21 protein-coding genes and 1 other RNA gene are annotated in these 25389 nt (G+C 46.7%); 7 read left to right on the top strand and 15 right to left on the bottom strand.

From position 1 onward, the window contains the following. Positions 1–207: 207 nt before the first annotated feature. The gene (locus tag ACYVR3_RS06385; RefSeq protein ID WP_461243545.1) at positions 208–1866 is read right to left on the bottom strand and encodes a formate--tetrahydrofolate ligase; all 1659 of its coding nucleotides are present in this window, start codon (positions 1864–1866) and stop codon (positions 208–210) included. A 29-nt stretch (positions 1867–1895) separates the two neighbouring features. Continuing rightward, positions 1896–2315, bottom strand: coding sequence for an EbsA family protein (locus tag ACYVR3_RS06380; protein WP_461243544.1), 420 nt, complete (start codon positions 2313–2315; stop codon positions 1896–1898). A gap of 24 nt (positions 2316–2339) precedes the next feature. On the opposite strand from ACYVR3_RS06380, the gene ACYVR3_RS06375 reads away from it, so the two are divergent. Then, positions 2340–2750, top strand: coding sequence for a ribonuclease HI family protein (locus tag ACYVR3_RS06375; protein WP_461243543.1), 411 nt, complete (start codon positions 2340–2342; stop codon positions 2748–2750). On the opposite strand, the gene ACYVR3_RS06370 is transcribed toward ACYVR3_RS06375, so the two are convergent. Both ACYVR3_RS06370 and ACYVR3_RS06365 read right to left on the bottom strand, forming a co-directional pair. After that, positions 2745–3857, bottom strand: coding sequence for an NAD(P)/FAD-dependent oxidoreductase (locus tag ACYVR3_RS06370; protein WP_461243542.1), 1113 nt, complete (start codon positions 3855–3857; stop codon positions 2745–2747). The genes ACYVR3_RS06375 and ACYVR3_RS06370 overlap by 6 nt on opposite strands. A 201-nt stretch (positions 3858–4058) precedes the next feature. Further along, positions 4059–4661: a nitroreductase family protein gene (locus ACYVR3_RS06365; protein ID WP_057152227.1), complete on the bottom strand. Its 603-nt coding sequence runs from the start codon at positions 4659–4661 to the stop codon at positions 4059–4061. Positions 4662–5055: 394 nt separating this feature from the next. Here ACYVR3_RS06365 and ACYVR3_RS06360 point away from each other — a divergent pair, with 394 nt between their 5' ends. Then, on the top strand, positions 5056–5640 hold the full coding sequence (locus ACYVR3_RS06360; protein WP_461243541.1) for a CPBP family intramembrane glutamic endopeptidase: 585 nt from the start codon (positions 5056–5058) through the stop codon (positions 5638–5640). Here ACYVR3_RS06360 and ACYVR3_RS06355 read toward each other — a convergent pair. The 6 genes from ACYVR3_RS06355 to ACYVR3_RS06330 all read right to left on the bottom strand — a co-directional run bounded on the left by ACYVR3_RS06355 (position 5637) and on the right by ACYVR3_RS06330 (position 10500). Next, on the bottom strand, positions 5637–6053 hold the full coding sequence (locus ACYVR3_RS06355; protein ID WP_461243546.1) for an NUDIX domain-containing protein: 417 nt from the start codon (positions 6051–6053) through the stop codon (positions 5637–5639). The genes ACYVR3_RS06360 and ACYVR3_RS06355 overlap by 4 nt on opposite strands. 124 nt (positions 6054–6177) lie before the next feature. Further along, on the bottom strand, positions 6178–7509 hold the full coding sequence (locus tag ACYVR3_RS06350; RefSeq protein WP_461243540.1) for an ammonium transporter: 1332 nt from the start codon (positions 7507–7509) through the stop codon (positions 6178–6180). Between the two features lie 356 nt (positions 7510–7865). Beyond that, the gene (locus ACYVR3_RS06345) at positions 7866–8996 is read right to left on the bottom strand and encodes a THUMP domain-containing class I SAM-dependent RNA methyltransferase (protein ID WP_461243539.1); all 1131 of its coding nucleotides are present in this window, start codon (positions 8994–8996) and stop codon (positions 7866–7868) included. A 122-nt stretch (positions 8997–9118) separates the two neighbouring features. Next, positions 9119–9496: RNase P RNA component class B (gene rnpB, locus ACYVR3_RS06340), an RNA gene on the bottom strand. A 21-nt stretch (positions 9497–9517) separates the two neighbouring features. Next, the gene (gene gpsB, locus ACYVR3_RS06335) at positions 9518–9865 is read right to left on the bottom strand and encodes a cell division regulator GpsB (RefSeq protein WP_054737366.1); all 348 of its coding nucleotides are present in this window, start codon (positions 9863–9865) and stop codon (positions 9518–9520) included. 53 nt (positions 9866–9918) lie between these two features. Then, complete coding sequence (locus tag ACYVR3_RS06330) at positions 9919–10500, bottom strand: SLOG family protein (protein WP_461243538.1); 582 nt, start codon at positions 10498–10500, stop codon at positions 9919–9921. A gap of 571 nt (positions 10501–11071) precedes the next feature. Here ACYVR3_RS06330 and recU point away from each other — a divergent pair. Together recU and ACYVR3_RS06320 are read left to right on the top strand one after the other, a co-directional pair. Further along, positions 11072–11674 (top strand): Holliday junction resolvase RecU, encoded by a 603-nt coding sequence (gene recU, locus ACYVR3_RS06325; RefSeq protein WP_054737573.1) that lies wholly within the window; start codon positions 11072–11074, stop codon positions 11672–11674. Between the two features lie 24 nt (positions 11675–11698). After that, positions 11699–14023, top strand: a complete 2325-nt coding sequence (locus tag ACYVR3_RS06320) for a PBP1A family penicillin-binding protein (protein WP_461243537.1) — start codon at positions 11699–11701, stop codon at positions 14021–14023. 1096 nt (positions 14024–15119) lie between these two features. Here ACYVR3_RS06320 and ACYVR3_RS06315 read toward each other — a convergent pair. The 5 genes from ACYVR3_RS06315 to ACYVR3_RS06295 all read right to left on the bottom strand — a co-directional run bounded on the left by ACYVR3_RS06315 (position 15120) and on the right by ACYVR3_RS06295 (position 21844). Continuing rightward, complete coding sequence (locus ACYVR3_RS06315; RefSeq protein ID WP_461243536.1) at positions 15120–15845, bottom strand: DnaD domain protein; 726 nt, start codon at positions 15843–15845, stop codon at positions 15120–15122. An 80-nt stretch (positions 15846–15925) separates the two neighbouring features. Then, positions 15926–17221 carry an asparagine--tRNA ligase gene (gene asnS / locus ACYVR3_RS06310; protein ID WP_461243535.1) on the bottom strand — a complete coding sequence of 432 codons (1296 nt, stop codon included), beginning with the start codon at positions 17219–17221 and terminating at the stop codon, positions 15926–15928. Positions 17222–17241: 20 nt separating this feature from the next. Continuing rightward, entirely contained in the window at positions 17242–18429 is a 1188-nt protein-coding gene (locus ACYVR3_RS06305) for a pyridoxal phosphate-dependent aminotransferase (RefSeq protein ID WP_461243534.1), read from the bottom strand. A 25-nt stretch (positions 18430–18454) separates the two neighbouring features. Beyond that, on the bottom strand, positions 18455–18961 hold the full coding sequence (locus ACYVR3_RS06300) for a cell wall elongation regulator TseB-like domain-containing protein (protein ID WP_054736034.1): 507 nt from the start codon (positions 18959–18961) through the stop codon (positions 18455–18457). A 57-nt stretch (positions 18962–19018) separates the two neighbouring features. Next, positions 19019–21844: a helicase C-terminal domain-containing protein gene (locus ACYVR3_RS06295; protein ID WP_461243533.1), complete on the bottom strand. Its 2826-nt coding sequence runs from the start codon at positions 21842–21844 to the stop codon at positions 19019–19021. A 439-nt stretch (positions 21845–22283) separates the two neighbouring features. Between ACYVR3_RS06295 and mvk the strand changes: the two genes are divergently transcribed. The 3 genes from mvk to ACYVR3_RS06280 are packed head-to-tail and all read left to right on the top strand — an operon-like array spanning position 22284 to position 25325. Further along, complete coding sequence (gene mvk / locus ACYVR3_RS06290) at positions 22284–23231, top strand: mevalonate kinase (RefSeq protein ID WP_461243532.1); 948 nt, start codon at positions 22284–22286, stop codon at positions 23229–23231. After that, a complete protein-coding gene (gene mvaD / locus ACYVR3_RS06285) occupies positions 23231–24217 on the top strand; it encodes a diphosphomevalonate decarboxylase (RefSeq protein WP_461243531.1) in 987 nt (328 codons plus the stop codon). Before mvk ends, mvaD begins: the two co-directional genes overlap by 1 nt. A 34-nt stretch (positions 24218–24251) precedes the next feature. After that, entirely contained in the window at positions 24252–25325 is a 1074-nt protein-coding gene (locus ACYVR3_RS06280; protein ID WP_461243530.1) for a phosphomevalonate kinase, read from the top strand. Positions 25326–25389 lie beyond the last annotated feature (64 nt).

The raw sequence follows: 25389 nt of genomic DNA, 5'->3' as shown, positions 1-25389 counted from the left end.
GCCCCACAGCTGGAACCTAGTCGCTGACCGGGATCGTCAGTTCACACAAATCACATTTCACAAACTCACATCAATGATGCTTACGCTGGACACAAACGACAGTGAATATCGATAAAAAAGGAACCTCAACTGCCTAATTGGCAGTTGAGATTCCTAATGAATAATTACTATCCGTTGTATGCTATAGTTTGTACCCGTCGATAGTGACTAGAATAATCCGGTAATCGTTCCATCCGCGTCAATATCCATGTTCAACGCAGCTGGATGTTTCGGCAACCCTGGCATCGTCAAGACGTTTCCCGTTAACGCAACGATGAACCCAGCCCCAAGCTTAGGCACAAATTCGCGCACGTGAATCGTAAAGTCGGTTGGTGCACCTAACTGCTTAGCGTTATCTGACAGTGAGTACTGTGTTTTAGCCATGCAGACTGGTAGTTTATCCCAGCCGTACTTAACAAAGGATTTCAATTGGCGCTTAGCTTTAGGCTCTAATTCAACATCCCGGCCACCGTAAATATCTTGGACGATTTTAGTCATCTTAGTCACTAAATCATCATCTGGTGCGTACAGTGGTACAAAGTCACTTGGTTGTTGAGTTGCTTCAACAACTGCATCCGCCAAGTCAAGTGCGCCACCGCCACCATTGGCCCAAACTGTGGTATCAAAGGCTGGTACGCCCAGTTCATCTTTGATGTACGTCAGCAATTGATTAATCTCGGCATCGGTATCCGTTGTAAACCGATTAACGGCAACCAATACGGGTACCCCATACCGCTTCATACTCTGTACATGCCGCTTCAGGTTAACTGAGCCGGCAGCCAATGCCGCTAAGTTTTCGGTTTCTAGGGACTTTTTATCGACCCCGCCATTGTATTTAAGCGCCCGAACTGTTGCAACCACCACAACGGCGTTTGGTGTTTTACCGAGAACGGGGGTTTTAATATCCATAAACTTCTCGCCACCAAGGTCAGCGCCAAAGCCACCTTCAGTGACCGCATAGTCAGCTAATTTCAACGCGGTTTGGGTTGCCAAAACCGAGTTACACCCGTGAGCAATGTTGGCAAAAGGACCGCCATGAATGATTGCGGGGGTGTGTTCCAACGTCTGAACGAGGTTCGGTTTAATCGCATCCTTCAGCAATAAAGTAATCGCACCAGCAACCTTTAAATCGGCCACGGTGACCGGTTCTTTATCATAGGTGTAGCCAATCACGATCCGCTTGATTCGTTCCTTGAGATCACCAAGGTCCTTGCTCAAACAAAGAATCGCCATGAGTTCACTAGCGACCGTGATATCAAAGCCGTCTTGGCGTGGCACACCAGATGTCCGGCCACCCAAGCCGATCACCGTTTGGCGAAGCGCACGATCATTGATGTCAATGACCCGCTTCCAAGTCACCTGCCGGGGATCGATATTTAACTCATTTCCCTGTTGAATATGATTATCGATCAGCGCTGATAACGTGTCGTGTGCTTCAGTCAGCGCATGCATGTCACCCGTAAAATGCAGGTTAATGTCTTCCATTGGAATGACTTGCGCGTAACCACCACCGGTCGCGCCACCCTTCATTCCCATAACGGGACCCAGGGATGGTTCCCGAAGCGCAATGGCAACCTTTTTACCACGACGTTTCAAGGCATCACCAAGACCGACCGTGACCGTTGATTTTCCTTCGCCAGCTGGCGTTGGGTTGATCGACGTCACGAGAATTAGTTTTGAATCGCCAACTTCACCGGCAACGGGAAGTTTGATTTTCGCCTTCACAGCACCGTAGGGTTCGATTTGATCAGCGGATAGGCCTAACTGATCGGCAATTTCAGTAATTGGGGCTGCCGTAGCAGCTTGTGAGATTTCAATATCGTTCAAAATGCAGGGCTCCTTCGCAAGATAATCAGTTACTTCGTTTCAACAGTGGGATTTTTGGCCTGATGAATCAGCTCCGATAGTTCAATCGCCGAGTTCACCGGGAGTAAAAACTGGTAAATTTTACCACCATAAACAAATCCGAGGCGGTATTTAGAAACATGAACGTTTTGGACATCCTTGAGGGCAATATCGACCCAGTGGTGATTAATAACCCGGCTGACCCGTAACGTTTGATGTTCTAGGTAAATCCGGCGGTAATGAATCTGCGCCCACGTTAAAATGACAAATAAGGCGCCAAGACTCCAGGGCAACCATTGGTGTTGCGACAGTAGTTCGAGGCCTAAAATCAAGCCCACAAACAGGATCACAAACGTCCAACTCCATAGAATAATACTTTTTAACGGCCCTGGTTGATATAAAAATTGCCGTTTTTGGTCTATGATAGACACATCCTCTCTTGAAAGGTTGTTATTATGTTTACACTATATACGGATGCCGCGACTGATACTGAAACGCAATTGTGTGCCGCTGGTATTCTCATCGTTCACGCTGGCCAACAAACTCAGCTTAAACAGGCGTTAGCGGATGGTGATAATCACCATGCGGAATTTTTAGCAGCAATTGCTGGGTTCAACGCGCTGTTAAAAACAGCGGGCGCTCAAGCAACTAGCAGTACGGTGCTCTTCTACACGGACAGCAAAATTGTTGCTGTCAGTCTCGACAAGCACTACGCTAAGCATTACCAACCGTTAGTCGATCAACTACTTGATCGTCAGTCCGAGTTTGCGCTGGTTATTTCAAAATGGGTACCCGAAAAACAAAATCAAGGGGCACACCACCTTGCGCAACAAGCGCTCCAACAACATCGTCAAGGCCGTCTATGACACGTAGTTCGTTAATGACTTTTGATACTTCGACCAATCTGGGGTCCCACCATAAATCATGGTGCCGGCTAATAGTTGGCCGATGAGTGGCCCGGTCGTTAAACCGGAGGCCCCTAAACCGCTGGCAACCAGTAGTTTGGGGTGACTTTGAAGTCGGCCAAAGAATGGTGCAAAATCAGCCGTGTAAGCGCGAGTCCCGACTTTCGTACCAATAATGCTGTCAGCAGTCAGTTGATCATCAAAGTACTGGGCACTACTCAGTAGATCCGTTGTTGCGTCTTGCGTAACTGAAAGATCAAATTGGCCCTCGTCGTCATGCGTTGCACCGACAACTAGTTTACCGTGACCAAACGGAATGAAATCACGTTCACCTTCTGGCATCAAAACGGGCATGTTCTCTTGAGTCGGGTAGTCTGGAACGTTCAATACGATCAACTGTCCCTTTTGTGGGCGGACCGCGACTTTGATGCCCATTGGTGCTAATAATTCTGGTAACCAAGCCCCGGCAGCGACAACGATTTGATCAAATCGCTTAGCGCCTGCAGACGCAATTAATTGGCCCTCATGGTCAAACGAAACCCGTTCTTGTTTGACGGTTAAATTAACTTGTTGGGCTTGCGTTAGCAATTCCTCGACCAATGCTTGCCCGTCTAACCGAGCACCACCAGAAACCCAGACCCCTGGTTGAGGCCGTGTTAGCAGTGGTAAGCGCGCTTGAACTTCTTCGGCAGAGAGCAACGCGACTTCACCCATATCTGGTGATTCCGCTTGGCGCTCTTGCGCTAACGTGTAAAGTTCGTGAAGATCCTTTTCGTTGGTTCGAGTAACGATCGTTCCAGTTTGATGGTAAATTTCAGTTGAAAGGTTGGCCTTTCGCGCTAACGTCATCAACAACGATGCCCCATCCGTTGCGAGCTGGTACCACTGCTTGTTACGGCGCTTTGAAAGCCATGGTGAGATGATGCCGGCTGCCGCTTTGGTGGCTTGGCCAACGCCATCGTCGTACAATGTGACGTCAAGCTGGTCACCACCGGGTAAGGTACTCAGATAGTAGGCCGTACTTGCACCAACAATGCCACCGCCGATAATTGCAATTCTCTTTTTCACGTCAAATTACACCCCTTATGCGATTAATCGAGGCCGTTATGGCACTTTTTTAGCGCCCAGACTGTTTTACCCTAGTCCGTTTTAGTCTCTACTCTAGGATAACATCACCACCCGCGTCTGACTAGCCGGTAAAAATTAAAAACCCGTTCATTTAGCTCGAATTCGAGCTAAATGAACGGGTTTTCTCATCATTAACTAAGTTTACTTAAGAATCTTGAACCGATCTGAATCAGCCATGAATTCCTTGTCACCGGCTGGGGCTTCGATTGAACCAAAGTCCATTTGAGCACGGAGCTTCCAGTCATCAGGAATGTTGAAGGCTGCTTTGACTTCGTCGTCGATCAGTGGGTTGTAGTGTTGGAGGTTAGCACCGATTCCGTTTTCAGCTAAGGCAGTCCAAACAGCGAATTGGGCGTTACCTTGGCCTTGTTCTGACCAGTCGTAGAAGTTGTCAGCGTAAAGTGCAAAATCATTTTCGAATTGGTGAACAACACTCATATCAGTGTAGTAAAGCACCGTCCCGAAAGCAGCCTTGAAGGCGTTGATCTTTTGCAACGTCTTTTGGTAAGCTTCTTCACTTGGCACTTCTGACTTCAAGCGCTTAGCCACGATGTCCCATAATTGTTCGTGATTTTCACCGAATAAGATCACGGCACGAGTCGTTTGGTTGTTAAATGACGTTGGCACCCACTTGATAGTCTTGGTAATTAAATCAGCCAATTCATCAGGGGTTTGGGTCAAGTTCCGACCTAAAGCGTAAATTGAGCGACGGTTCTTAGCTAAGTCTAGTAATTGTTCTTTCATAATGGCAACTCCTCCAAAATTAAGTTCTCTTTTTTGTTTACGAGAATCAGTATAACAGCTTACTTTTTGTAAGTAAAGTATTATCCTAGAATTTTTATTAATTTCGACTAAAATTGATCAGGACTAACGCGTCATTTAAACGGGTTGCAAAGTCAATTATGCCTAATATACCAATGTTTAATGCACTAGCTGATCGGAAACATTCGCCAAGTTTAAGTTTCAAAAAAATTTTAATTTTTTCAGCCTATTCGGTCAAAACCCATGCTAAACTGAGTTATCATTTCAATTTTCGAAGGACGTGACCATTATTTTTAAACAGAAACGTGGCCGACAATTGTTGGCTCAGTACGGGTATTTTTTCCTGATGTGGTTTGTGATTCAGGTGTTTTATAACGTGCCTATCAAAAATCTCACCAGCGGATGGGTCGAAGAAGGGCTACTGGACCTCGTCAAACTCATCGCGTGGTTAGGGGTTGGCATTTTGCTTATCCGTAAAACGGCAGCAACGGATCTGAGTATTGCACAGCCATTTCAAAAGCCGATGCGCCAACGGCCATTTCTCATCACCCTTGGAATCGTCATTTTATACCTAGTTCTCTCAGCAATGATGCAACAGCACACCCTACACATCGTGCCTTCATTTAAACCTACAATGTTATTCCAAGACTTTCTGGTTGTTGGAATCTGCGAAGAAACCCTATTTCGGGGCTATTTTTTGAACCGCCTTCGACCACTGGTCACGAATGACCAAACCGCACTGATCATTCAGGCCATTATGTTTGCCTGCATCCATTTACCCCGCTACTTCACAACGTATCCCAGCTTATCAGGTATTACCATCATCGGTAATTTGATCACGGTAGGGTTACTTGGCTACCTGTTTGGCTGGTTGTTCCTTAAAACCAAGTCCCTCTGGCCGGGGATCATCGTTCATAGCGTTTGGGACCTCCTTATCGTTCTCATTGTAGGTGGTAACTAGTTTTCCAGCGTCAGATGGCCATTCATCACATCTGAAGTTGCCGAAACTGCAGTGGTCTCTGTAAAAATAGCGAGCATTGGCATAAAACTTTCGGCTGTATTTTCCTCATTTAAGCCTGTCAGTGGTAACCAATAAATCTGTCCCTCACCGCCGGCTTTGATGGTCCCTGAGAAATGACTGGTTCGGTATAGAAATCCAATTTTGCGATAGTCATCATCAAACCATTCCACGCAACCACAGGCCTCCAAGTCACTCACGGTTAAGCCCGTTTCTTCATAAACTTCCCGAATCATCGCGGCTGCCGCTGATTCGCCAGGTTCAACGTGTCCACCCGGAAAACTGTGACCTGCCTTCCAGGCAACGTTAGGTTTATCTTCAACCAAAACTCGTTTCGTTTGCGGATCAAAAACCATACACATGTTGACCAACTCAACCGCTTGCGTTCGTTTACTTGCCACTTCAATCACCTCATTATAAAAATAAAAACCGCTTCAACCCAATTATATCGGATTGAAGCGGTTTTTAATATTGCATTGATTACCTTATTCGGTGAGTCGACTCTTGCAACTTCGCCATTTGCCCCTTAAATTCATCGGCGTACAGGCTCAAATCACTCTGTGACTGGGCAACATCATTGCTAAGCTCAACGGCATAATCAGCTTCTTCGCCGTGTTCGCCTTGATCCAATCCTAACTCTTCTTCCTTTGGATCAACTCGCATTGCCATCACGAAACTTAGCCCTTTGATAATCAAACTCACCATCACAGCCACAAACGCGATGGTGATCAAAGTTGCCGCTAATTGAATACCAAATAGATGCCAACCACCACCGTAGAATAAACCATTCTCTGGCAGTGCGGCGTTAACCGTTTTGGTCGCAAACAACCCCGTCGCAATGCTCCCAATAATCCCACTAACACCATGACAACCAAACGCATCTAAGGCATCGTCAACCCCGATTCGGTCTTTCAAAACGTTCACAAAGAAGTAACTGGCACAAGTTCCTGCCAAACCGATCCAAAAAGCACCGTTGATCGTCACAAACCCAGCTGCCGGCGTAATCCCAACTAACCCACAAAGCGTCCCGGTACAGACACCAACCAAGGTTGGTTTCCCTTGAATGAACATATCTAAGAACATCCACGCAACCATGGCCGTTGCAGTCGCCACCGTGGTGGTAATTGTGGCCTGAACCGCAACGCTACTGACACCGAGGGCAGACCCTGCATTAAACCCGTACCAACCGATCCAAAGAATCGCTGTTCCTAATAAGACCCATGGTAAGTTGTAGTGGGTATGGGGCTTATCCCCATAGTGGATTCGTTTTCCTAAAAAGACGGAAAGCACAAATGCCGTAATCCCAGCATTAATGTGAACGACGGTCCCACCTGCGAAATCAACCGTTCCTAATCGCGCTAATAAACCGTTCGCGCTCCAAACAAGGTGCACCATTGGGTAATACACCAGAACGGACCAACAGACTAAAAACACTAACAGAAACTTGAAACGGATCCGGCCAACAACCGCACCCACAAATAACGCCGGCGTAATAATCGCAAACATCATTTGAAAAATCGCATAGAGCCCGGTTGGAATTTTCGTACTCGTCAGCTTGTTCAAATCGACCCCGTTCATGAAGAAGTGAGACACATTTCCAATCACACCACCGAAATCACCTTCAAAGGATAACGAATAACCAACGATGATCCACAACATAATGGCAACCCCAGTCATGACGTAGACTGATAACATCGTGTTGACAACGTTGCGCTTTGACACTAGGCCACCATAGAAAAAGGCCAATCCCGGTGTCATAAAGAGGACTAGAATACTTGAAAGGACCATAAAGGAAACATTTGCGAGGTTCATTGACATCCCGACTTTCTAAGTAAGTTTTAATGTTACAAATTCTAACATGCTTTAAAAGCCTATTCCAGTGCTATTTTCATGATGTTAGCCAACTGAAAACGCCATTTTCACGGTAAATGTTGACAAAGCAACGTTAGTGTGAGGTTAATTTTTTTTCGTTAACTGCCATCACTATGTCAAGTGAATCACAAACAACATATCGGCGATAATCTGCACGTGAGAAACGTCTTACTACTAATAATCCAATTCAAGTAACCGCTCGTGAGCACCGCTAACAGTCATTAAAAGCAAAATCAAAAAGGCGCCACCAATCCTGATACTTAGGGATTGGTGGCGCCTTTTAAAATCGTTAGTTGCTATTTATTGTTCTTCCAATACTGGAAATAATCGGTCCGCAAAGCCCCGTTGTAGAGCTTACGTTTCTTTGTTGCCTTTTGACCGAAGAACGACTCAAACTGAAGATCAGCCGTCAAAATATATTTTGACCAAGTTGTCATGGGTTTGTACACTTGGCCCATTTGCTTGTAGAGTTCCCGAACGGTCTTTTGATCACCCAACCGCTTCCCATATGGTGGGTTCGCAACGATCACGCCGTCTTGCTTGTCAGTAGTAAAGTCCTTTACTGCCAATTGTTTAAATTGAATATCGTGCAAGACACCGGCACCATTGGCGTTCAACTTCGCAATATCAATCATTGAGCCATCAATATCGTACCCAGCAATATCAAACTGACCGTCCCGTTCCTCGGTTTTAGCTTCCGCCTTAAGCTCATCAGCCATTGCCTTGTTATCAGGATGCCAAGCTTCACACGAAAAGTGCCGGTTGATACCGGGCGCAATGTTACGTGCCATCAAAGCCGCTTCAATCGGAATGGTCCCAGAACCACACATTGGGTCAATAAACGGCATATCTGGGTGCCAGTTAGTCAACATGATCAATGCTGCCGCGAAGTTTTCCTTCAGCGGTGCTTCACCCTTTTCTTGACGATAGCCCCGCTTAAAGAGACTATCACCAGTCGTGTCCAAGGTTAAGGTTGCAACGTCCTTGTCCAAAGCAATTTCAAGCGTAAATTGGGCACCGGTTTCAGGGAACCGCGTTTTACGGTGGTAAGCGGCCGCCATTTGATTAACAATGGCCTTTTTAGTAATTGCTTGTAAATCAGACACACTAAATAGTTTAGAATTTTTTGAACGCCCCTTGACTGGAAAAGCTGCATCCATTGGCAGTAATTGATCCCAATCCATTGCAGTAACCGTATCAAAAACGTCGTCAAAGGTGGTTGCTGGAAATGACTTTAACACGATCTTAATGCGATCGGCCGTTCGGAGCCACAGGTTTGCGCGCAAAATGTCACGCATGTCGCCTTCAAAATAAATCCGACCGTTATCGACTTGGACGTCGTAACCTAAATCTCGCAATTCCTGACCAGCAATGGCTTCCAAACCACTGGCGGTTGCTGCGTATAGCTGATAAGTTTGATTTCTCATGATGGGCCTCTTCCTTTAATCTGACTGAGTGACCAACTAAAAACGTTTCAATCCGGGGAATCCCGGTTTAAAGACATAAAAAAAGGTGAGAGTAAACTCCCACCAGTCCTGAACCTGTAAATCTCTATAAGCCATGTTCCGTACTTACCTAAATGTCAGGGACAGTCTAGGTAAGCGGTAATCATCTATCTCGAGAGTAAAAACTCTCCCCCCACTTTTAGTTCATTTCCAGAAGTGAAGCGCCCCTACCGTAGTTTGGGTTGCCCGCTCGAGGGGTTTACCAACGTTCCACCGTACCCGTTTCCGAATACGTCATCGTCGCTGTGGCACTTTCAGGAGTATTAACGCATAGCCGAAACCTTAGCGCGTTTCTCCGCCGTAACTTCTTGCGAAGTCCCCCGGCTTATTTTTTCACCGAGCACGAACACTACAAGCATCGCAGCTTGTGCGAGCATGGACTTTCCTCAGCCGACCTTTGCCGACCGCGATTACCCGAGATTTACAAATCGTTTAACCAAAAATTATAACCGGTGTGAAGAACCCGCACCACTATCTAACTGAGAGCCAAAGACGTGGCGTTCCAAGTTTGAAAGTCGCTTCAAGATATCCATGTTAGTCACATTCGTTGCTGGTTGACTTGGTTGTGCTACCGTCTGACCACCAACAGAAAGTTGCTTGGTTAATTCATCGACTTTTGCTCGTAAGCGCTCATTCTCGTCTTGGAGGTGCTGACTCTCCTTCGTGAATGATTCATAATCCTTAATGACATTGTCCAAAAAGCTATCGACATCAGCAGGATCATAGCCCCGCATCTTTTGCCGGAATTCTTTTTGTAAAATATCCTTAGGAGTGAAATTGATCGTTGCCATCTACATACACCTCATTATTTGCTCAACACCAACATATAAGATGTTACCAAATATTAGTTTAAATTGAAACCCTTATTTTCATTTTCTGGTAAATTTTCTTGAAATTCAACCGAAAACTCCTGCAATTGATCAAAATCAATCAGTTGCACGGGGTAGTCATGCGTTGATTGCCATTTCAAAATCGCATCATAATCGTACCGCGATTTACCGTCGTTGTCTACATCGTAAACCAAAATTGCACCATCCGTATGCGATAGCATGAATTCTTGGTAATTTCTTAATTGTTGCGGCGACCGATAATCGTGGTCACTCACCGAAGCTGAAAAATTCACGTCACTCATTAACGACGCGAGTTTTGCCTGAGCTTCCGGCTTCCACCGTCCCGAAAAATGTTCAAATGGCAACATGACGGCTACCTGTAATTCTGGATAATCCGGTTTAAGCGCCAGTGCCGCTTCAGCTGACATTTGTTCAATACCCTTTTGACCACCGGTAATCACCCACTGCAGTCCATCGTCTAGTGCTTGCTTCATCACTTGAGTCAGCGCATAGTGCAATACTTTATACTTTGGATCCTGCTCAGAAAACAGCTGCAGTTCATAAGCGCGGTACCCTGTAAACCAAATCCGTTCCATGGGCATCCTCCTTGTTTGATTGAATAACGCTACATTATATGGTAACACATTTTGGCGTGATGATTTTTTTAAGGACTGACGCTTGTGTTCAGTGTAAGCTTTGGGTGTTGGCTGTTTGTCATCGCTTCGCTCGCCAAAACCGCACTCAAAGGCGCTCATTCAGGCTACAAAATTCGGCGCCACTTAAGCTGTCATTTCTAGGGTTACTAACATTGCAGGAACTTGTCAACCACGCGCTTTCTGGCCACCGTGCCGAATGGTGCTGCACGAGACTGAGAGCTGCATGTAAGGCGAGTCCGGTAAACCCGCCAGGCCCGGGCGCCTTCACCGGACTCGCCTTACACACTGCTCTCAACCCGTCTCGCTCCGCACACTAGCATTCATAACCAACGAATTACTGAAACCATCTGTAAATTTATTAAGATTACATTTACGAATCCCATCATACCGCAGTTCTTCACCTTTTTTTACATTTATTGGTTTATCGACTCCCGCGGACTTGGTATAATGGGGCTAACTGGGTAAAGGCCTTATTTTCAATATTGAATTCAGAAAAGAGATGAACCAGTCTGTGACCATTCACTATCCAAACGGTGCCCGCTACCTGCCCAAGCAAGCAGCGTCACCAAAAATCAAATCAACTTTAACGACCCACGGTGGGCGTGGGATGACCCTTGAACAGGAAATTAATGAAAGTAATCAATACTACCTTGCTAACGATATTGCAGTCATTCACAAGAAACCCACACCTGTCCAGATCGTTAAGGTCGACTATCCGAAACGAAGTGCTGCCGTTATTCGAGAGGCCTACTTTCGACAGGCTTCAACAACCGATTACAACGGGGTTTATCGTGGCCGTTACATCGATTTTGATGCGAAGGAAACGAAGGAAACGACCCGGTTCCCCCTAGATAATTTTCATCAACATCAAGTTGAGCACATGCGGAGTTGTTTAAAACAAGGTGGCATTTGTTTTGGCCTCATTAAGTTTGTGACGCTTGACCAGTTATATTTACTAAAGGCAAGTGACTTGATCGACTATTGGGATCACCAGGACACGGCCGGTGGTCGCAAATCGATTCCGAAGACAACGTTTGATCAAATTGCCGTTCCAGTTCAGTATCAGTTAAACCCCATCATCGCATACCTTGATGCGGTTGATAAAGTCATTTAACGCCTTAATCAAAGGAGTCTATCTATGTCAAGTAATCAATCTAATCCGGAGTCACGAACTGCGCGAAACCGAAAACGCAGTCAGCAAAATAAGCAGCACCATTACGTTCGCCGTATTTTCACCTGGTTACTCGGGTTGTTTTTCGTCGGGATTCTGCTTGGTGCCGGGTTATTCTTCTACTACGCACAGGGCGCACCTAATATTACCCAGTCAGCCCTGCAAAGCGATACTTCAACAAAAGTTTATGATTCAAACAACAACGTAATCTCGCGGCTAGGCGCCCAAAACCGGGATTATGTGAAGTCGGATAAGATCCCTGCAACTTTGAAACAGGCCGTGGTTTCAATTGAAGATCGCCGTTTCTATAAGCATCATGGGGTTGACCCTATCCGAATTGCCGGCGCCGCGATGGCGAACTTTACCGGTTCTTCCCTTGGCCTTCAAGGTGGGAGTACCTTGACGCAACAACTCGTTAAATTGTCGGTCTTTTCAACTTCTAAAGCTGATCAAACGATTAAGCGTAAAGCCCAAGAGGCTTGGTTAGCAATCAAGGTCGAACAAAAATACAGTAAGTCTCAAATCCTAGAATTTTACATCAACAAAGTTTACATGGGTAACGGGGTTTACGGGATGCAAACTGCCGCGCACTACTACTACGGGCAATCATTGAGTAAATTAAGCCTCGCACAGTTTGCGATGTTAGCTGGGATGCCACAAAGTCCAACCTACTACGATCCAATTCACCACCCCTATTACGCTAAAGAACGTCGGGATACCGTACTGGATGCGATGGTTAAGAATAAAGTGATCACTTCTCAACAAGCGGCTTCTGCCAAAGCTGAAAGTGTGAAGACTGGATTAGCCAAAACCCATCCGGTCGCAACCATCAACACGACCAATCAAAAGTATATCGATTCCTACTTAAAAGAAGTTTATGCTGAATTGAAGGCTGATGGGTATAACACCAATACCGATGGTTTGAAGGTGTACACCAACCTGAACATGGCCGCTCAAAAGCACCTGTACAGCATCGCCAACAGTGCTAATTACGTTGCCTATCCAAGCAATAAATTCCAAGTCGGCGCAACCATGGTCGACCCGAACAACGGGAAAGTCGTTGCAATGTTAGGTGGCCGAAAAGTTGGCAACGTCACCTTCGGCCTCAACCGAGCCGTTCAAACTGACCGGTCGAGTGGATCAACCATTAAACCGCTCATGGATTACGGGCCCGCTATTGAGTATTTGAAATACCCAACTTACCAGCCCGTTCAAGATACGCAGTATTACTACCCTGGTACCAGTCGGGAACTGAACGACTTTGACAACAAGCATGAAGGCACCATCACCATGCGAAAAGCCTTAGTGGAATCTCGGAACATTCCGGCTATCCGGACGTTAAGCGCCGTTGGTATCAGTGATGCAACGAAGTTCCTTGGTAAACTGGGGATGACGTTCTCCAACAAGCTGACGTTGCAAAACGGGATTGGGGCTTACATTTCCACCGAACAAGAAGCAGCTGCTTACGCTGCTTTTGCGAACGGCGGAACGTACTACAAGCCGCATTTGTTAGATCGGGTTATTACCGCCGATGGTAAGTCACACTCGTACAGTAGCAAAGGTACTCGCGCAATGTCTAAGGCCACTGCCTTTATGATTACTGATATGCTCAAAGGCGTCATCAATAGTAGTAACGGTTCTGGTACTAGCGCTGCCATCTCTGGTCTTTACCAAGCTGGTAAGACCGGGACGACCGCCTACCCTGACGACTACGTTTCCTCCGTTCCAGCCAGCTCCGTCATGGACTCCTGGTTCACGGGTTATACCAAACACTATTCAATGTCAGTTTGGACGGGTTATGATAAACAGTTCCAGGCCGGCAACTATGTGACACAGGATGAAACGAAGATTGCACAAGAAATCTACCGTTCCGAAATGAGCTACGTTTCGCAAAATGTTAGCAACGAAAACTGGACAGCCCCAAGTGATGTGGTTGCCACTTCTAAGAACGGCACAACCGAATATTACGTCTCTGGCTATCCTGGTGACAGTACGACCGCAACTAACGGCTCAACTAGTAACAACTACAGCAGCAGTACCAACAGTAGCGATACGACTGGAAGCAATGAAGTGACGACTAACTCAAGTTCCGAAACTTCAAGTTCAACTGAAAGTTCATCAGTATCAACCGAACAAACGCCAAGCGGCGGCTCTGGTAGTGATGGTAATGCTGATTCTGGTAGCACCCAGACCTCTTCAGCAACCACAACGGATACGAACCGCTCATCTACAACCTCGTCAACAACGGCGACAACGGGTGGCGATAAAGCAACCGCTAAAACTTCAGAATAGACCTTTATGCTTAAGAACCCCTCGGAATGTTTTTCTCCGAGGGGTTCTTGCTGCTTGTCGCTTGTGTCCAGCATAAGCATTATTGCTGTGAGTTTGTGAAGTGCGGTGATTTGCGTGAGCTGTCGATTCCGGCATCCGGCCAGGTTCCTGCTGTGGGGCCGGACTGAGCCAAAGGGCGGTCTCAGTCCTCGAATTTCAACCTCGCCAAAACCCATGCGAGTCTGAAATTCGTCCCCGATAATTGACGGTTGTTGGAAAATCGCCAACAACCGTCAATTATCGCGACACAGCATACACCTGGCCGGCTACCTCCATCTTACATTGCGCAATTTGACGCTATTGCAGATCATCTCAAACGCTTAACTGAACGGCTTACGGCAGTATTACAACGACTGACGTTGATTCGGCAAACGCCAAGGTCGATCATCAGTCAACGCTTCATAATTGCGATAGATAAACATCGATGCAGATCGATGCAGGCTAAATGTCAACGTAACCGCATTAAGTCCATGCGGCCGTAACGCACGACTGGCAAATTTTAGTATCGCGCAATCGTTGATTCATTGTAGTTACTGAGCGTTGACCACGATCGTTTATTGCGGTTATCGAGTTACCATCCAACGTTGCCATCACGCAGTTTCGTCCACTTCAGAATGTGACAATCAGCTGTTCTGGTCGGCTACAGCGCACCATGTAGCGGGAGGCGGAGGCGCGAGAGGCTCAGCAGTGTCGGTATGACTAAAGCAGTCGTGGGGTTCGGGCTACGACTGCTTTAGTCATACGCGGGTCCGGAGAGATCCAGTATGGCGGTCCTCAGCCATTCCTAGCTCGTAGGCCCGCGACCCAGCGAAGCTTGGAAGCCTATCTGGCCACTGCGTTCCAGCCTCGCATAGTGCCGGAGCCTCCCGCGGCATCTTCCCACTATAGAAAACCGGTATAGAAAACCAGAATTATTTCACAAACTAAACATGCTTACGCTGGGCACAAACGTAAGTAACAAATCTTTCCATTACACAGAAAAAGCCACCACGATGATCAAACTAATCATCACGGTGGCTTTTTAGATTATCACTAAATTAAATCGATTTTGCATCGCTTACTCTTGGTACGGCTGATCGCCAATGTTAAACAACGGGATGTTGGGCACGTCCTTAAGATTAGGATTATTACCAGATTGTTGCTGCCCTGAACGTGTACGTTGCGCTCGCCACGACTCATTTTCTCGTTGGGCTGCTTCAGGCGTTTTAATGCCCTTTTTCTGCCAACTGATCAGAATCCGTTCAATATACCGCAGGCTGTATTTTTGATTCAACACCGCTTCTTTTAGCGCTAATTGAATCAAGGGCGTTGGGTAATGTTCAACATCGATCCACTTCGAAATGGTTTCCATTTCCATTGGTGACAACGGCCGACCGAACTCCGCTTCAATCTGCTGAAAAATCTGTTCGCGGTCAGTTGCCCCCTGAGTGTTAACCGACTTAGCCTGCTGGTTAGCGACGTATTGAGCCAGCTTTTCGTACAATTGGGTGAAATCATATGAATCGCGAGTCAAGCCATCCGGTTGCTGAATGGTTTTGATCTGCATCAAATGCTTGCTAATCATCCCGTGTAATTGCTGAAAAATGGCACCATCGGATAAGGAAAGCGAGTTGGCAATCGCATCCGTTGGTGGAAAATCAACGCCCTTATCAGCAAAACTCTTTAGTTGGAGGTAAATCAAAAACTCGGTGTTGGTCATGCCAAGTTCTCGATAGTGCCGAAGCAACAGCGTGGAAACCACGGTGCCACCAGCCTGAAAGATTGCAGTTGTAAATGCATCCAAAGTGACAAAACCTCCCTAGTTGAGAAAACTTCCCTCCACAGTTGATAGAGAGAAGTTTTCAGTGTCAGTTAATTTTAAGTTTACGGGTAAATCCGGTTCAGCAAACGTGGGAACGGAATGGCCTCACGAACATGGTCCTCACCAGTAATCCAAGTAACGGCCCGTTCAAGTCCCAAACCAAAGCCAGAGTGAGGGACACTACCGTATTTGCGTAAATCAAGGTACCAACTGTACTCTTCTGGATCTAAGCCAGCAGCGACAATTTGGTCCTTCAGGTAGTTGTAATCAGTTGCCCGTTCTGAGCCCCCGATAATTTCGCCATAGCCCTCTGGTGCTAACAAATCAGCACAGATCACAACGTCTTCACGCGTTGGGTGTGGCTTCATGTAGAATGGCTTAATTGCCTTCGGGTAGTTTAACACGAAGACGGGTTGGTCAAAGTGGTCTGCCAAGAAGGTTTCTTCTGGTGAGCCAAAATCAACACCCCAGTCAACGTCAAAGTCATTCGCCTTTAACAGCTCAATGGCTTCATCGTAACTGATTCGTGGGTAAGGCAACTTAGTGTACTTCTTTAAGGTTTCGATATCGCGACCCAAAGTGTTCAAGGCACCCTCACAGTGGTCGATGACGTTTTGAACTAAGAACGCAATGTAGCGTTCTTGAATCTCAAGACTTTCTTCTTGGTGCATGAAGGCCATTTCGGGTTCGATCATCCAAAATTCAATCAAGTGACGCCGAGTCTTGGACTTTTCAGCCCGGAACGTTGGCCCAAACGAGAAGACCTTGTTGAAGGCCATTGCGCCAGCTTCTTCATAAAGTTGGCCAGATTGTGACAAGTAGGCGTCCCGGTCGAAGTATTCAGTATGGAATAAATCAGTGGTCCCTTCAGGCGCACTCCCAGTCAAAATAGGTGCATCGATCTTGATGAACCCTTCTTGGTTATAGAATTCGTAGGTTGCCCGAATCAGCTCATTACGAATGACCATCGTAGCGTGTGGCCGTGATGACCGTAACCAAAGATGACGGTGGTCCATTAAGTAATCGACCCCGTGTTCCTTAGGCGTAATTGGGTAGTCATGACTTTCACCAATCACTTCGATGGTTTCAACTTCAAGTTCGTAGCCGAACTTAGAACGACTATCTTCGTGAATGATCCCAGTCAACCACATACTGGTTTCTTGTTTCAGTTCTTTGGCGAGTTCAAAGGTTTCTTCACTCACCTTGCTTTTGACAACAACGCCTTGGAAAAATTCGGTACCATCTCGTAATTGTAAGAACGCAATTTTACCGCTGGACCGCTTGTTGGTTAACCAAGCGCCAATCTTAACTTTTTCGTCAACGTGGTTCTTCGCATCAATAATGTTAATCTGTTGCAATGATGTTTCCCCCAATGGATTTATTTTTTGTGTGCTGCTAAGAAATCAGCAATTCTTGAAACGGCTTTTTTAAGTGATGCCAAATCAGTCGCATAACTGATTCGAATATGATGATCGACCCCAAAAGCGTTCCCATCAACCAATGAAACATGCGCTTCGTTGAGCAGTTGGTTAACAAGTTCGCCCGTTGTGGCGATGCCGGTCAATTCTAAGGCACCGGCAACGTCTGGGAACAAGTAGAACGCCCCTTGCGGCTTCGTATCCAGTTTAAACCCTGGTAGTGCAGTGACAAGTGGGTAGATCGTGTTCAACCGTTCTTCAAACGCTTGACGCATGACTTCAACTTGAGTTTGATCACCAGTTAAAGCTTCTAATAAGGCATACTGGCTCACAGCAGTCGGATTCCCGGTAGCGTGTGACAGAAAGGCTGAAACCTTGGCTACCAAGGCTGCATCAGCAACCACGTAGCCCATCCGCCAACCAGTCATCGAGTAGGTCTTAGAAGCGCCACTGATGATAATGATGTTTGGATCTAATGCATCCGTCAATTGCGCAATCGACGTAAAACTAGCCCCATTATATGTTAATTGACCATAAATATCATCCGTCACAACCATCAAGTCATGGGCATCCGTCCAATCCTTCAACGTTTGTAATTCGGCTTGGTCATAGATAACGCCAGTTGGGTTCTCAGGACTGTTGAGTAAGAACGCCCGGGTCTTATCGGTCAGCTTTGCTTCCAAATCAGCTGGTGTCACTTTAAAGCTGTCACCAACGGGAATCGTCACCGGTACCCCACCAGCCAACTTGATCTGTTCAGCATAGCTGACCCAGTATGGTTCAGGTAAGAGCACTTCGTCACCGGGATCCAAAATAGTTTGGAAAACACTGTAAAGTGCCATCTTAGCACCAGTTGTAACGGCAACGTTTTTACCCGTTAAGCCCGTTAATTGGTAATCGGCAGCTGTCCGATCCGCAATTGCGGCCCGCAATTGTGGCAACCCAGCAGCTGGCGTGTAAAAGCTAGCGTGACCATCGTTAATGGCTGCAATTGCGGCTTGCTTAATATTATCTGGGGTCTCAAAATCGGGTTCCCCGATACTTAAATTGATAACATCGATACCGTCGGCGACCATTTGTTTCGCCTGGGCAGAAATTTTCATCGTTGCTGAAGGTTGAAGCTGTTGACTCCGGTTGGATAAATGCATCACGAAATCCTCCTAATGAAATGACTTAGATATTTTCAATCAACTGTAACACTTTCCCCGTCTTGAAGCTGAACGTTTCATAACAGAGCTGTCCCTTTTGGTTCATATAACTTACGATCCAGGCAGGAGAGCCGTTAAAAACACTCAGTGAGGCTTGAAGCACCTTTTTAGGGTTATGCTTTGACCAAACTTGACTTAGCACCTGATTTCGGCTTTCGCCACTCTTTTGTTGCAACACCCGCACGTGACCACCCTTTTGCGGCACAATAATGTACACGGGTTGGTTTTGTTTATTGGTGCCAGCAACGGTGTAATAAGTCCGGTTCAGATTAGTCCAGTAGAAGCCTGACGTGGTTTTGAGGCCAGCGTACTTTTCGGCAATCTTGACGGACTGCGCTTTCGCCTGTGTAATCGGCTTAGTTGCGTGATGCACGCCCCAAATGAGCGCAATGATCACAACCACAATGGCGATCAAAAAACCGATCAGCACCCGGCGGCCAGTTCGTTTATGGCTGGCATGTTCCCTTCTCATATCAATTCAGAACTCCTTTTTATTACGGTTACTGCTCATTATTATAGCAAACTCTCGCTACGGTTGGACCTTGGTTTGATGATTTTTAAAGAATTTTGCAATATCTGCCGTTAATTGTGGGACCGTTGCCGTCATTACGGGTAATGAGTCCGGGAGAGTTTTCAAAATCGTTTGGCCATAATGCCGCGTCACTAACCGACTATCAAGGACCACGACCGCTCCGTAATCTTGACGAGTTCGAATCAGCCGACCGATGCCTTGCCGCAATCGTAACGTGGCTTTAGGGAGCGATAAGTTGTAGAACGGGTTCTTGCCAGCAGCCTTAAGCCGAGCAAATTGAACCTTCGTTTCGACCCGTTCTGGTGAATCAAACGGCAGCCGGGCGATTACTAAGAGTTGCAGTTGTTCTTGGGGCAGGTCAATGCCTTCCCAAAAACTGGCTGCACCCATTAAAACGGCATTGTCCTCGTCCATAAAGCGCTTGATCAGCTTTTCCTTACTCCCCGAAATACCCTGTGCCAAAATCAGCCGATCCTGTTGCCGAATCGCAGCAGTTAATTTGCTATAAACGGCCGAAATCGTTTCTAACGAGTTAAATAAGACTAAAGTTGGCCGGTTAACCGTCTCCAGCAGTTTCAATAACGTTTTGACCAAATACTCATGGTACGCATCATCATCGTGAATGTCTGGGGCATCATTACTAATGTAGAGTTTCGCTTGTGTATCAAAATTAAAGTCTGATTTTAACCGCCGCATCTTGACTTCATCACGATTGAGATCCAACTGATCGTAAAGGTACTGTGACCGATTAGAGGAGAACAGCGTTGCCCCAGTAAACGTTGGCGCTTGGAAATGACTGTACACTTGTTGGGATAAGAATCCCTGAACGGTCATTAAGTTCGAGGTCACCATAATGTGGGTGCGATCATCACTAATCGTTAACCAGTACAAGTAAGCCCCCGCGCCATTACTTTCCTGGGTCGGCGTTTGCCGAATCGTGCTAAAGGTCTGCCAAACGGTCACTAACTTTGTCAGGCTGGTTTCAAAGCCCATAAACCGTTCTTCATCACTCTTGAGCCACCGATCAGTCTGAGCGTAAAAGTCTTGGCTCAGGGCCGTCAACGTTGTCGCCAGCTTATCAACTAAGATATCGAGTTGTTCTAACAAACCCGCACGTTGCGTTAAGAAACTTTGCCAATCGGCTGTTTCCAGCAAAATTTCTTTGTAAGGCGTTGTAAACTTGCCCCCAAACTGTTGTTGAAATTGCTGAATCAAATGACCGCTTAACGCATCGAGTTGTCGATCAAACTCAAACAACCAAGTTCGCATCGTTTGCAGTTGTTCGCCAAACGGCGCTTCTTGTACCACTGTAGCGAGGCCAAACTGATTATCCGGATTTAGTTGTTCAATCAAGTGTCGCGTTGCATTTAACGTCACTTGGAAGTCAAACTTTTGGCGTTGCGTTGACAGGGCGTAGTCGGCTAAATGTTGCGCTTCATCCACGACTAAGTATGGTCGTTGGAAGGTATCACCAAAGTAGGCCGCGTGTTGGATTAAAAAGGCGTGATTGACAATGATGAACTGTGTATATTTCAGCCGTTGATACAGGCGTCTTAAAAAGTCATCTTCGTAAAACGGATCACTGGTTGATAAGGAATCCAAGCCCCGGTGACAAACTGCGCTTAAGTATGGTGGATCATTGCGCAAATGCAATTCGTCTAAATCACCAGTCGTCGTCTGCGTAAGCCAAACCAGTAGCCGCAACCGAATGAGTTGGGACTGTTTGGAACGTTCGGGTTCGTCCAGTGACGTTTTGAAGCGTGTTAAGTCAAGGTAGTGTCGACTCCCCTTAACCACCTCAGCATGAACCGAAAACGGCAGCATCCGGTTGAGCAACGGAATCGTTTGATCCATGAGTTGCGTTTGTAAGAGCACCGTATCCGTCGCGATCACCACTTGGCGGTCATAGCGCTGGGTGATGTACGCAAATGGTAGCGTGTAACCGAGGCTCTTCCCCGTCCCGGTTGGCGCTTCGACGATCAATGGCTGTTCAGCTGATTCTGGCGTCGTGTACTGCTTATAGATCAAGTTCATCATCTTCGCTTGGTCAGCCCGCCATTCAAAATGCTTTGGAAAGCGTTTAAGTTTATTTTTCTTCGTTCTCGGATAAGTATATTGATGATCATCCGTCACCGCCAACTGGGTCGTTTTTCGCAACGCCAGCCCATTTGACACGTATAAATAATCTGGCAATGGCTGCCGTTGTTTCTTAACGACCTGAAGACCCCATTTAAATACTTCGGCCGTTGACTGCGGTAATTCGGCATCTTGTGCCACCATTTGCTGCAACGTCACGATTGGCAACTGTTGCATCCGTTCGAACAAGACGATCAAGAGCTTCGCCGTCACCAGTGCATCATCATCTGCAGAGTGCGGATGTTCATGGGTAATATTTAAGTACTGGCTTAAATCATGCAACCGGTAACTCGGGACCGTTGGCAGCAAAATCTGACTGAGTGTCACGGAATCGATTGCTTGAATCGACAATGGCGGATAGCCCACCCGTTCGAGTTCCGCGTTCACAAACGGAAAATCAAAGTTCACGTTATGCGCCACAAAAACGGTGTCAGCTAGTAAGCTATAAATTGTGCCCGCAATATCATCAAATAGCGGGGCTTTTTTCACCTGAGCGTTACTGATACCAGTTAGCGCTTGAATGCCTTCAGGAATCGTCGTCTGCGGATTCACATCGGTTGCGAATTGATTAACGATCGCACCATTTTGGACAAGAACGCACCCAAATTGAATTATGCGACTACCTTCGGCCACGTTTGTGCCGGTGGTCTCGATATCAACCACCGCGTAGATTGTATTTGCATCCATTCTTTTCACCAAATTCATCACGAACTTAAACTGTGGTGTCAACGACTACCCACCCGTCATCAAGCCCCATCTCGACGGTTGTCATTGGGATCGATCATGCACGCGTTAGCCGTTTGACAACTCAGCCAAGCCGTGTTTTTTATATGAGAATTCTTCCATCAAATATCATACTACATTCCGACAGTTTTCAACAGTATTCATCTGTCGCATGTATCGACCGATTATCGCTACGCGCTCAAGTGAAAACGCTAGCTTAGCACCGAAGCTAGCGTTTCTCTTAAAAAAAGCGTATGATACTATGTGTTTGCAAATTTTACGGTTATTATATAGGTTAAATCCAATTTGACCATTAATGATACGATTTTAATTTATTTAATGAAGAAACTGAACCCGAGAACATGACATCAGGTTACAAGTTGTCGAAAGGAGTCACTTTAAATTGAACGTTTCGGTTACTGGCAATAGTCATGCCAAAATCATTTTGATTGGTGAACACAGCGTTGTGTACCACCAACCTGCCATCGCACTGCCCCTGCCAGCAGTTCAAGTTCATGCCGAGATGACGGCTAACCGTGATTCTCAACAAATCTTAACCAGTCGTTACTATTCAGGTGATCGGCAAGACGCGCCGATTCAACTTCAGGGCATCAATCGACTGATCGACGCTTTGCTGAAACATTTGGCGCAACCGACTGCTGGATTTACGCTCACGATTAAAAGTGATCTGCCTGCCGAACGTGGAATGGGATCATCCGCTGCAACGGCCGTCGCCATTGTTCGCGCGATGTACCGTTTTTTCAACGCACCGCTCTCACATGAACGCTTGCTTGAAGAAGTTGCCGTCTCTGAAAAAATCATTCATGGTCATCCAAGTGGCCTCGACGCTGCAACCGCAAGCGCTGAAACCCCCGTCTGGTTCATTAAGGGCGAAACGCCGCAACCGTTACCCTTCCATCTTAACGGTTATTTAGTGATTGCTGACAGTGGTATTCATGGCCAAACTGGCATTGCCGTTGCTAACGTGGCTGCTTACCGAAAAGCTCATCCAAAACAAGCCAATCAAGCCATTCACCACCTTGGTGAATTGGCACAACAAGCCAAAGTGGCACTGGCTCAAAACCAAGTGACTCACTTAGGCACCATCTTAACGGCTGCGCAACGCAACCTCAAACAACTTGGCGTCAGTCATCCGGTGTTGGATCAGATGATGACTGTTGCGCTCCAAAACGGCGCCCTTGGTGCTAAATTGACCGGTGGTGGCATGGGTGGTTGCATGATTTCCTTAGCTGCTACACAGGGCGATGCCATTCGAATTCAACAAGCCTTCTCAGGTGCCGGCTTTAAACAGACCTGGCTACAACCATTTTTAAGTGAGGAAACCGTCTAATGGAACCAACTAATCACCCAATCACCGCTAAGGCGCATACGAATATCGCTTTGGTCAAATACTGGGGCAAAAAGGATGAACAACTCATCATTCCCCAAAACAGCAGTTTATCACTGACGCTCGATGAATTTTACACCGAAACCAGTGTTGACTTCGATGACACCCTCACCACTGACACGGTTCAATTTGATGATCACCTGTTAAGTCCTCAGGCTAGTCAAAAAATCACGACTTTTCTAGACGTAGTGCGTCAACTTGCTGGCATCACAACCCGGGCAAATGTGATCACCCATAACCACGTGCCAACGGCTGCTGGATTAGCATCATCGGCTTCCGGATTTGCGGCCTTAGCGGGTGCAGCAAGTCGCGCAGCTGGTCTAACGCTTAACCGACGTGACCTTTCTCGCTTGGCGCGTCGTGGTTCAGGTTCAGCAACCCGTTCCATTTACGGTGGCTTTGCGGCTTGGCAAATGGGCGAAGATGATCAAACCTCTTACGCCTACCCGATTGCCGAACAGGTCGATTGGGACATTGTCGTCATTGCGTTAGTTTTGACAACGGCTCAAAAAAAGGTTTCCAGCCGTGATGGTATGCGCTTAGCCGTGAACACCTCTCCATTTTATCCAACGTGGGTTCAAAGCAGTCAGACCGATTTTGAAACCATTGAAGCCGCGATTGCATCCCGCGATTTTGAAACACTTGGTCACACGAGTGAGCAAAATGCCATGCGCATGCATGCGCTAACCCTCAGCTCCGACCCTAGTTTTAGCTACTTTAACGCCGATAGCTTAAAAGCGATGGCGCTGATTCGAGAACTGAGAGCCGCTGGGACTGCCTGTTACTTCACCATGGACGCTGGTCCAAACATTAAAATTTTATGCCAAGGACAAGATGCACCAACCGTGATGAGTCAATTTCAACAGGTATTTGGCCCAGAAAGCGTCGTTCTCACCCGTCCCGGTAACGGGATTCAAATTTCAGATTAATTTATAATCGCTGTCGATGAAAGGACATGATGTTTTGATTTCAGTTAAAGCCCCAGGAAAACTCTATATTGCAGGTGAATACGCCGTTGTTGAGGCCGGCTTTCCCGCCATCATCGTGGCACTAGATCAGTTTGTGACCGTCTCCATCCAGGCTGCCGACCAGATTGGGAGCATCGTTTCATCTCAATATCAGGAAAATTCCATTTACTGGCGGCGTGAAGACGGCGAAATGGTCTTTGATAATCGAGACAACCCCTTCCACTACATTCTATCAGCAATCAAGGTAACGGAAGATTACGCCAAAACCCTCGAAAAGCCGCTGGGCATCTACCACTTAACGGTTGAAAGTGACCTCGATAGTCACGATGGCCGTAAATACGGGCTGGGTTCATCCGCAGCCGTCACAGTGGCGACAATCAAGGCGTTGTGTAAATTCTACAACCTGCCCGTCGATCACGATAAACTGTTCAAACTAGCTGCCATCGCCCACTTTACCGTTCAGGGGAACGGCTCATTAGGCGATATCGCTGCGAGTGTCTATGGTGGCTGGATCGCCTACCACTCCTTTGATCGAGAATGGTTAAAGCTGGCACAGAAGAACTACGCCTTTGATACATTACTCGATATGGATTGGCCTGGGTTGAACGTTGAACTGTTGACGCCACCAGCTGGCTTAAAATTGCTGGTTGGCTGGACGGGTTCTCCCGCTTCAACCTCTCACTTAGTCGATCGCGTTGCTTTAAACAAAGCGAAGCAACAAGGCGATTACCAACGATTTTTGGAAAATAGTAAGGCCTGCTTAAAACGGATGATCAACGGGTTTCGTGAGCAAAATTTAAAAGCGATTCAAACTGAGATCAACGTTAACCGCGACTTATTAAATCAACTCGACCAGTTTACCCACGCCCACATCGAAACACCACTCTTACAAAAGCTTTGCGACATCGCCCAAACTTTTGGTGGCGTAGCTAAAACTTCGGGGGCCGGTGGTGGCGATTGTGGTATCGCCATAATTGATCAAAAAAATGACATTTCTAAACTATTAGCTAGCTGGCAGGCTCATCAAATTATCCCCCTAAACTTCAACGTTCACCACGTAGAGGAGTAATGACAATGACTTCAAAACAATCACATCGCAAGGATGAACACGTTTCACTTGCTGAAAAGTTTTA

It is taken from the genome of Secundilactobacillus muriivasis (genome assembly GCF_054785195.1).
The sequence above is the reverse complement of the archived record's forward strand: the minus strand, read 5'-3'. Positions and strand labels throughout refer to the sequence as shown.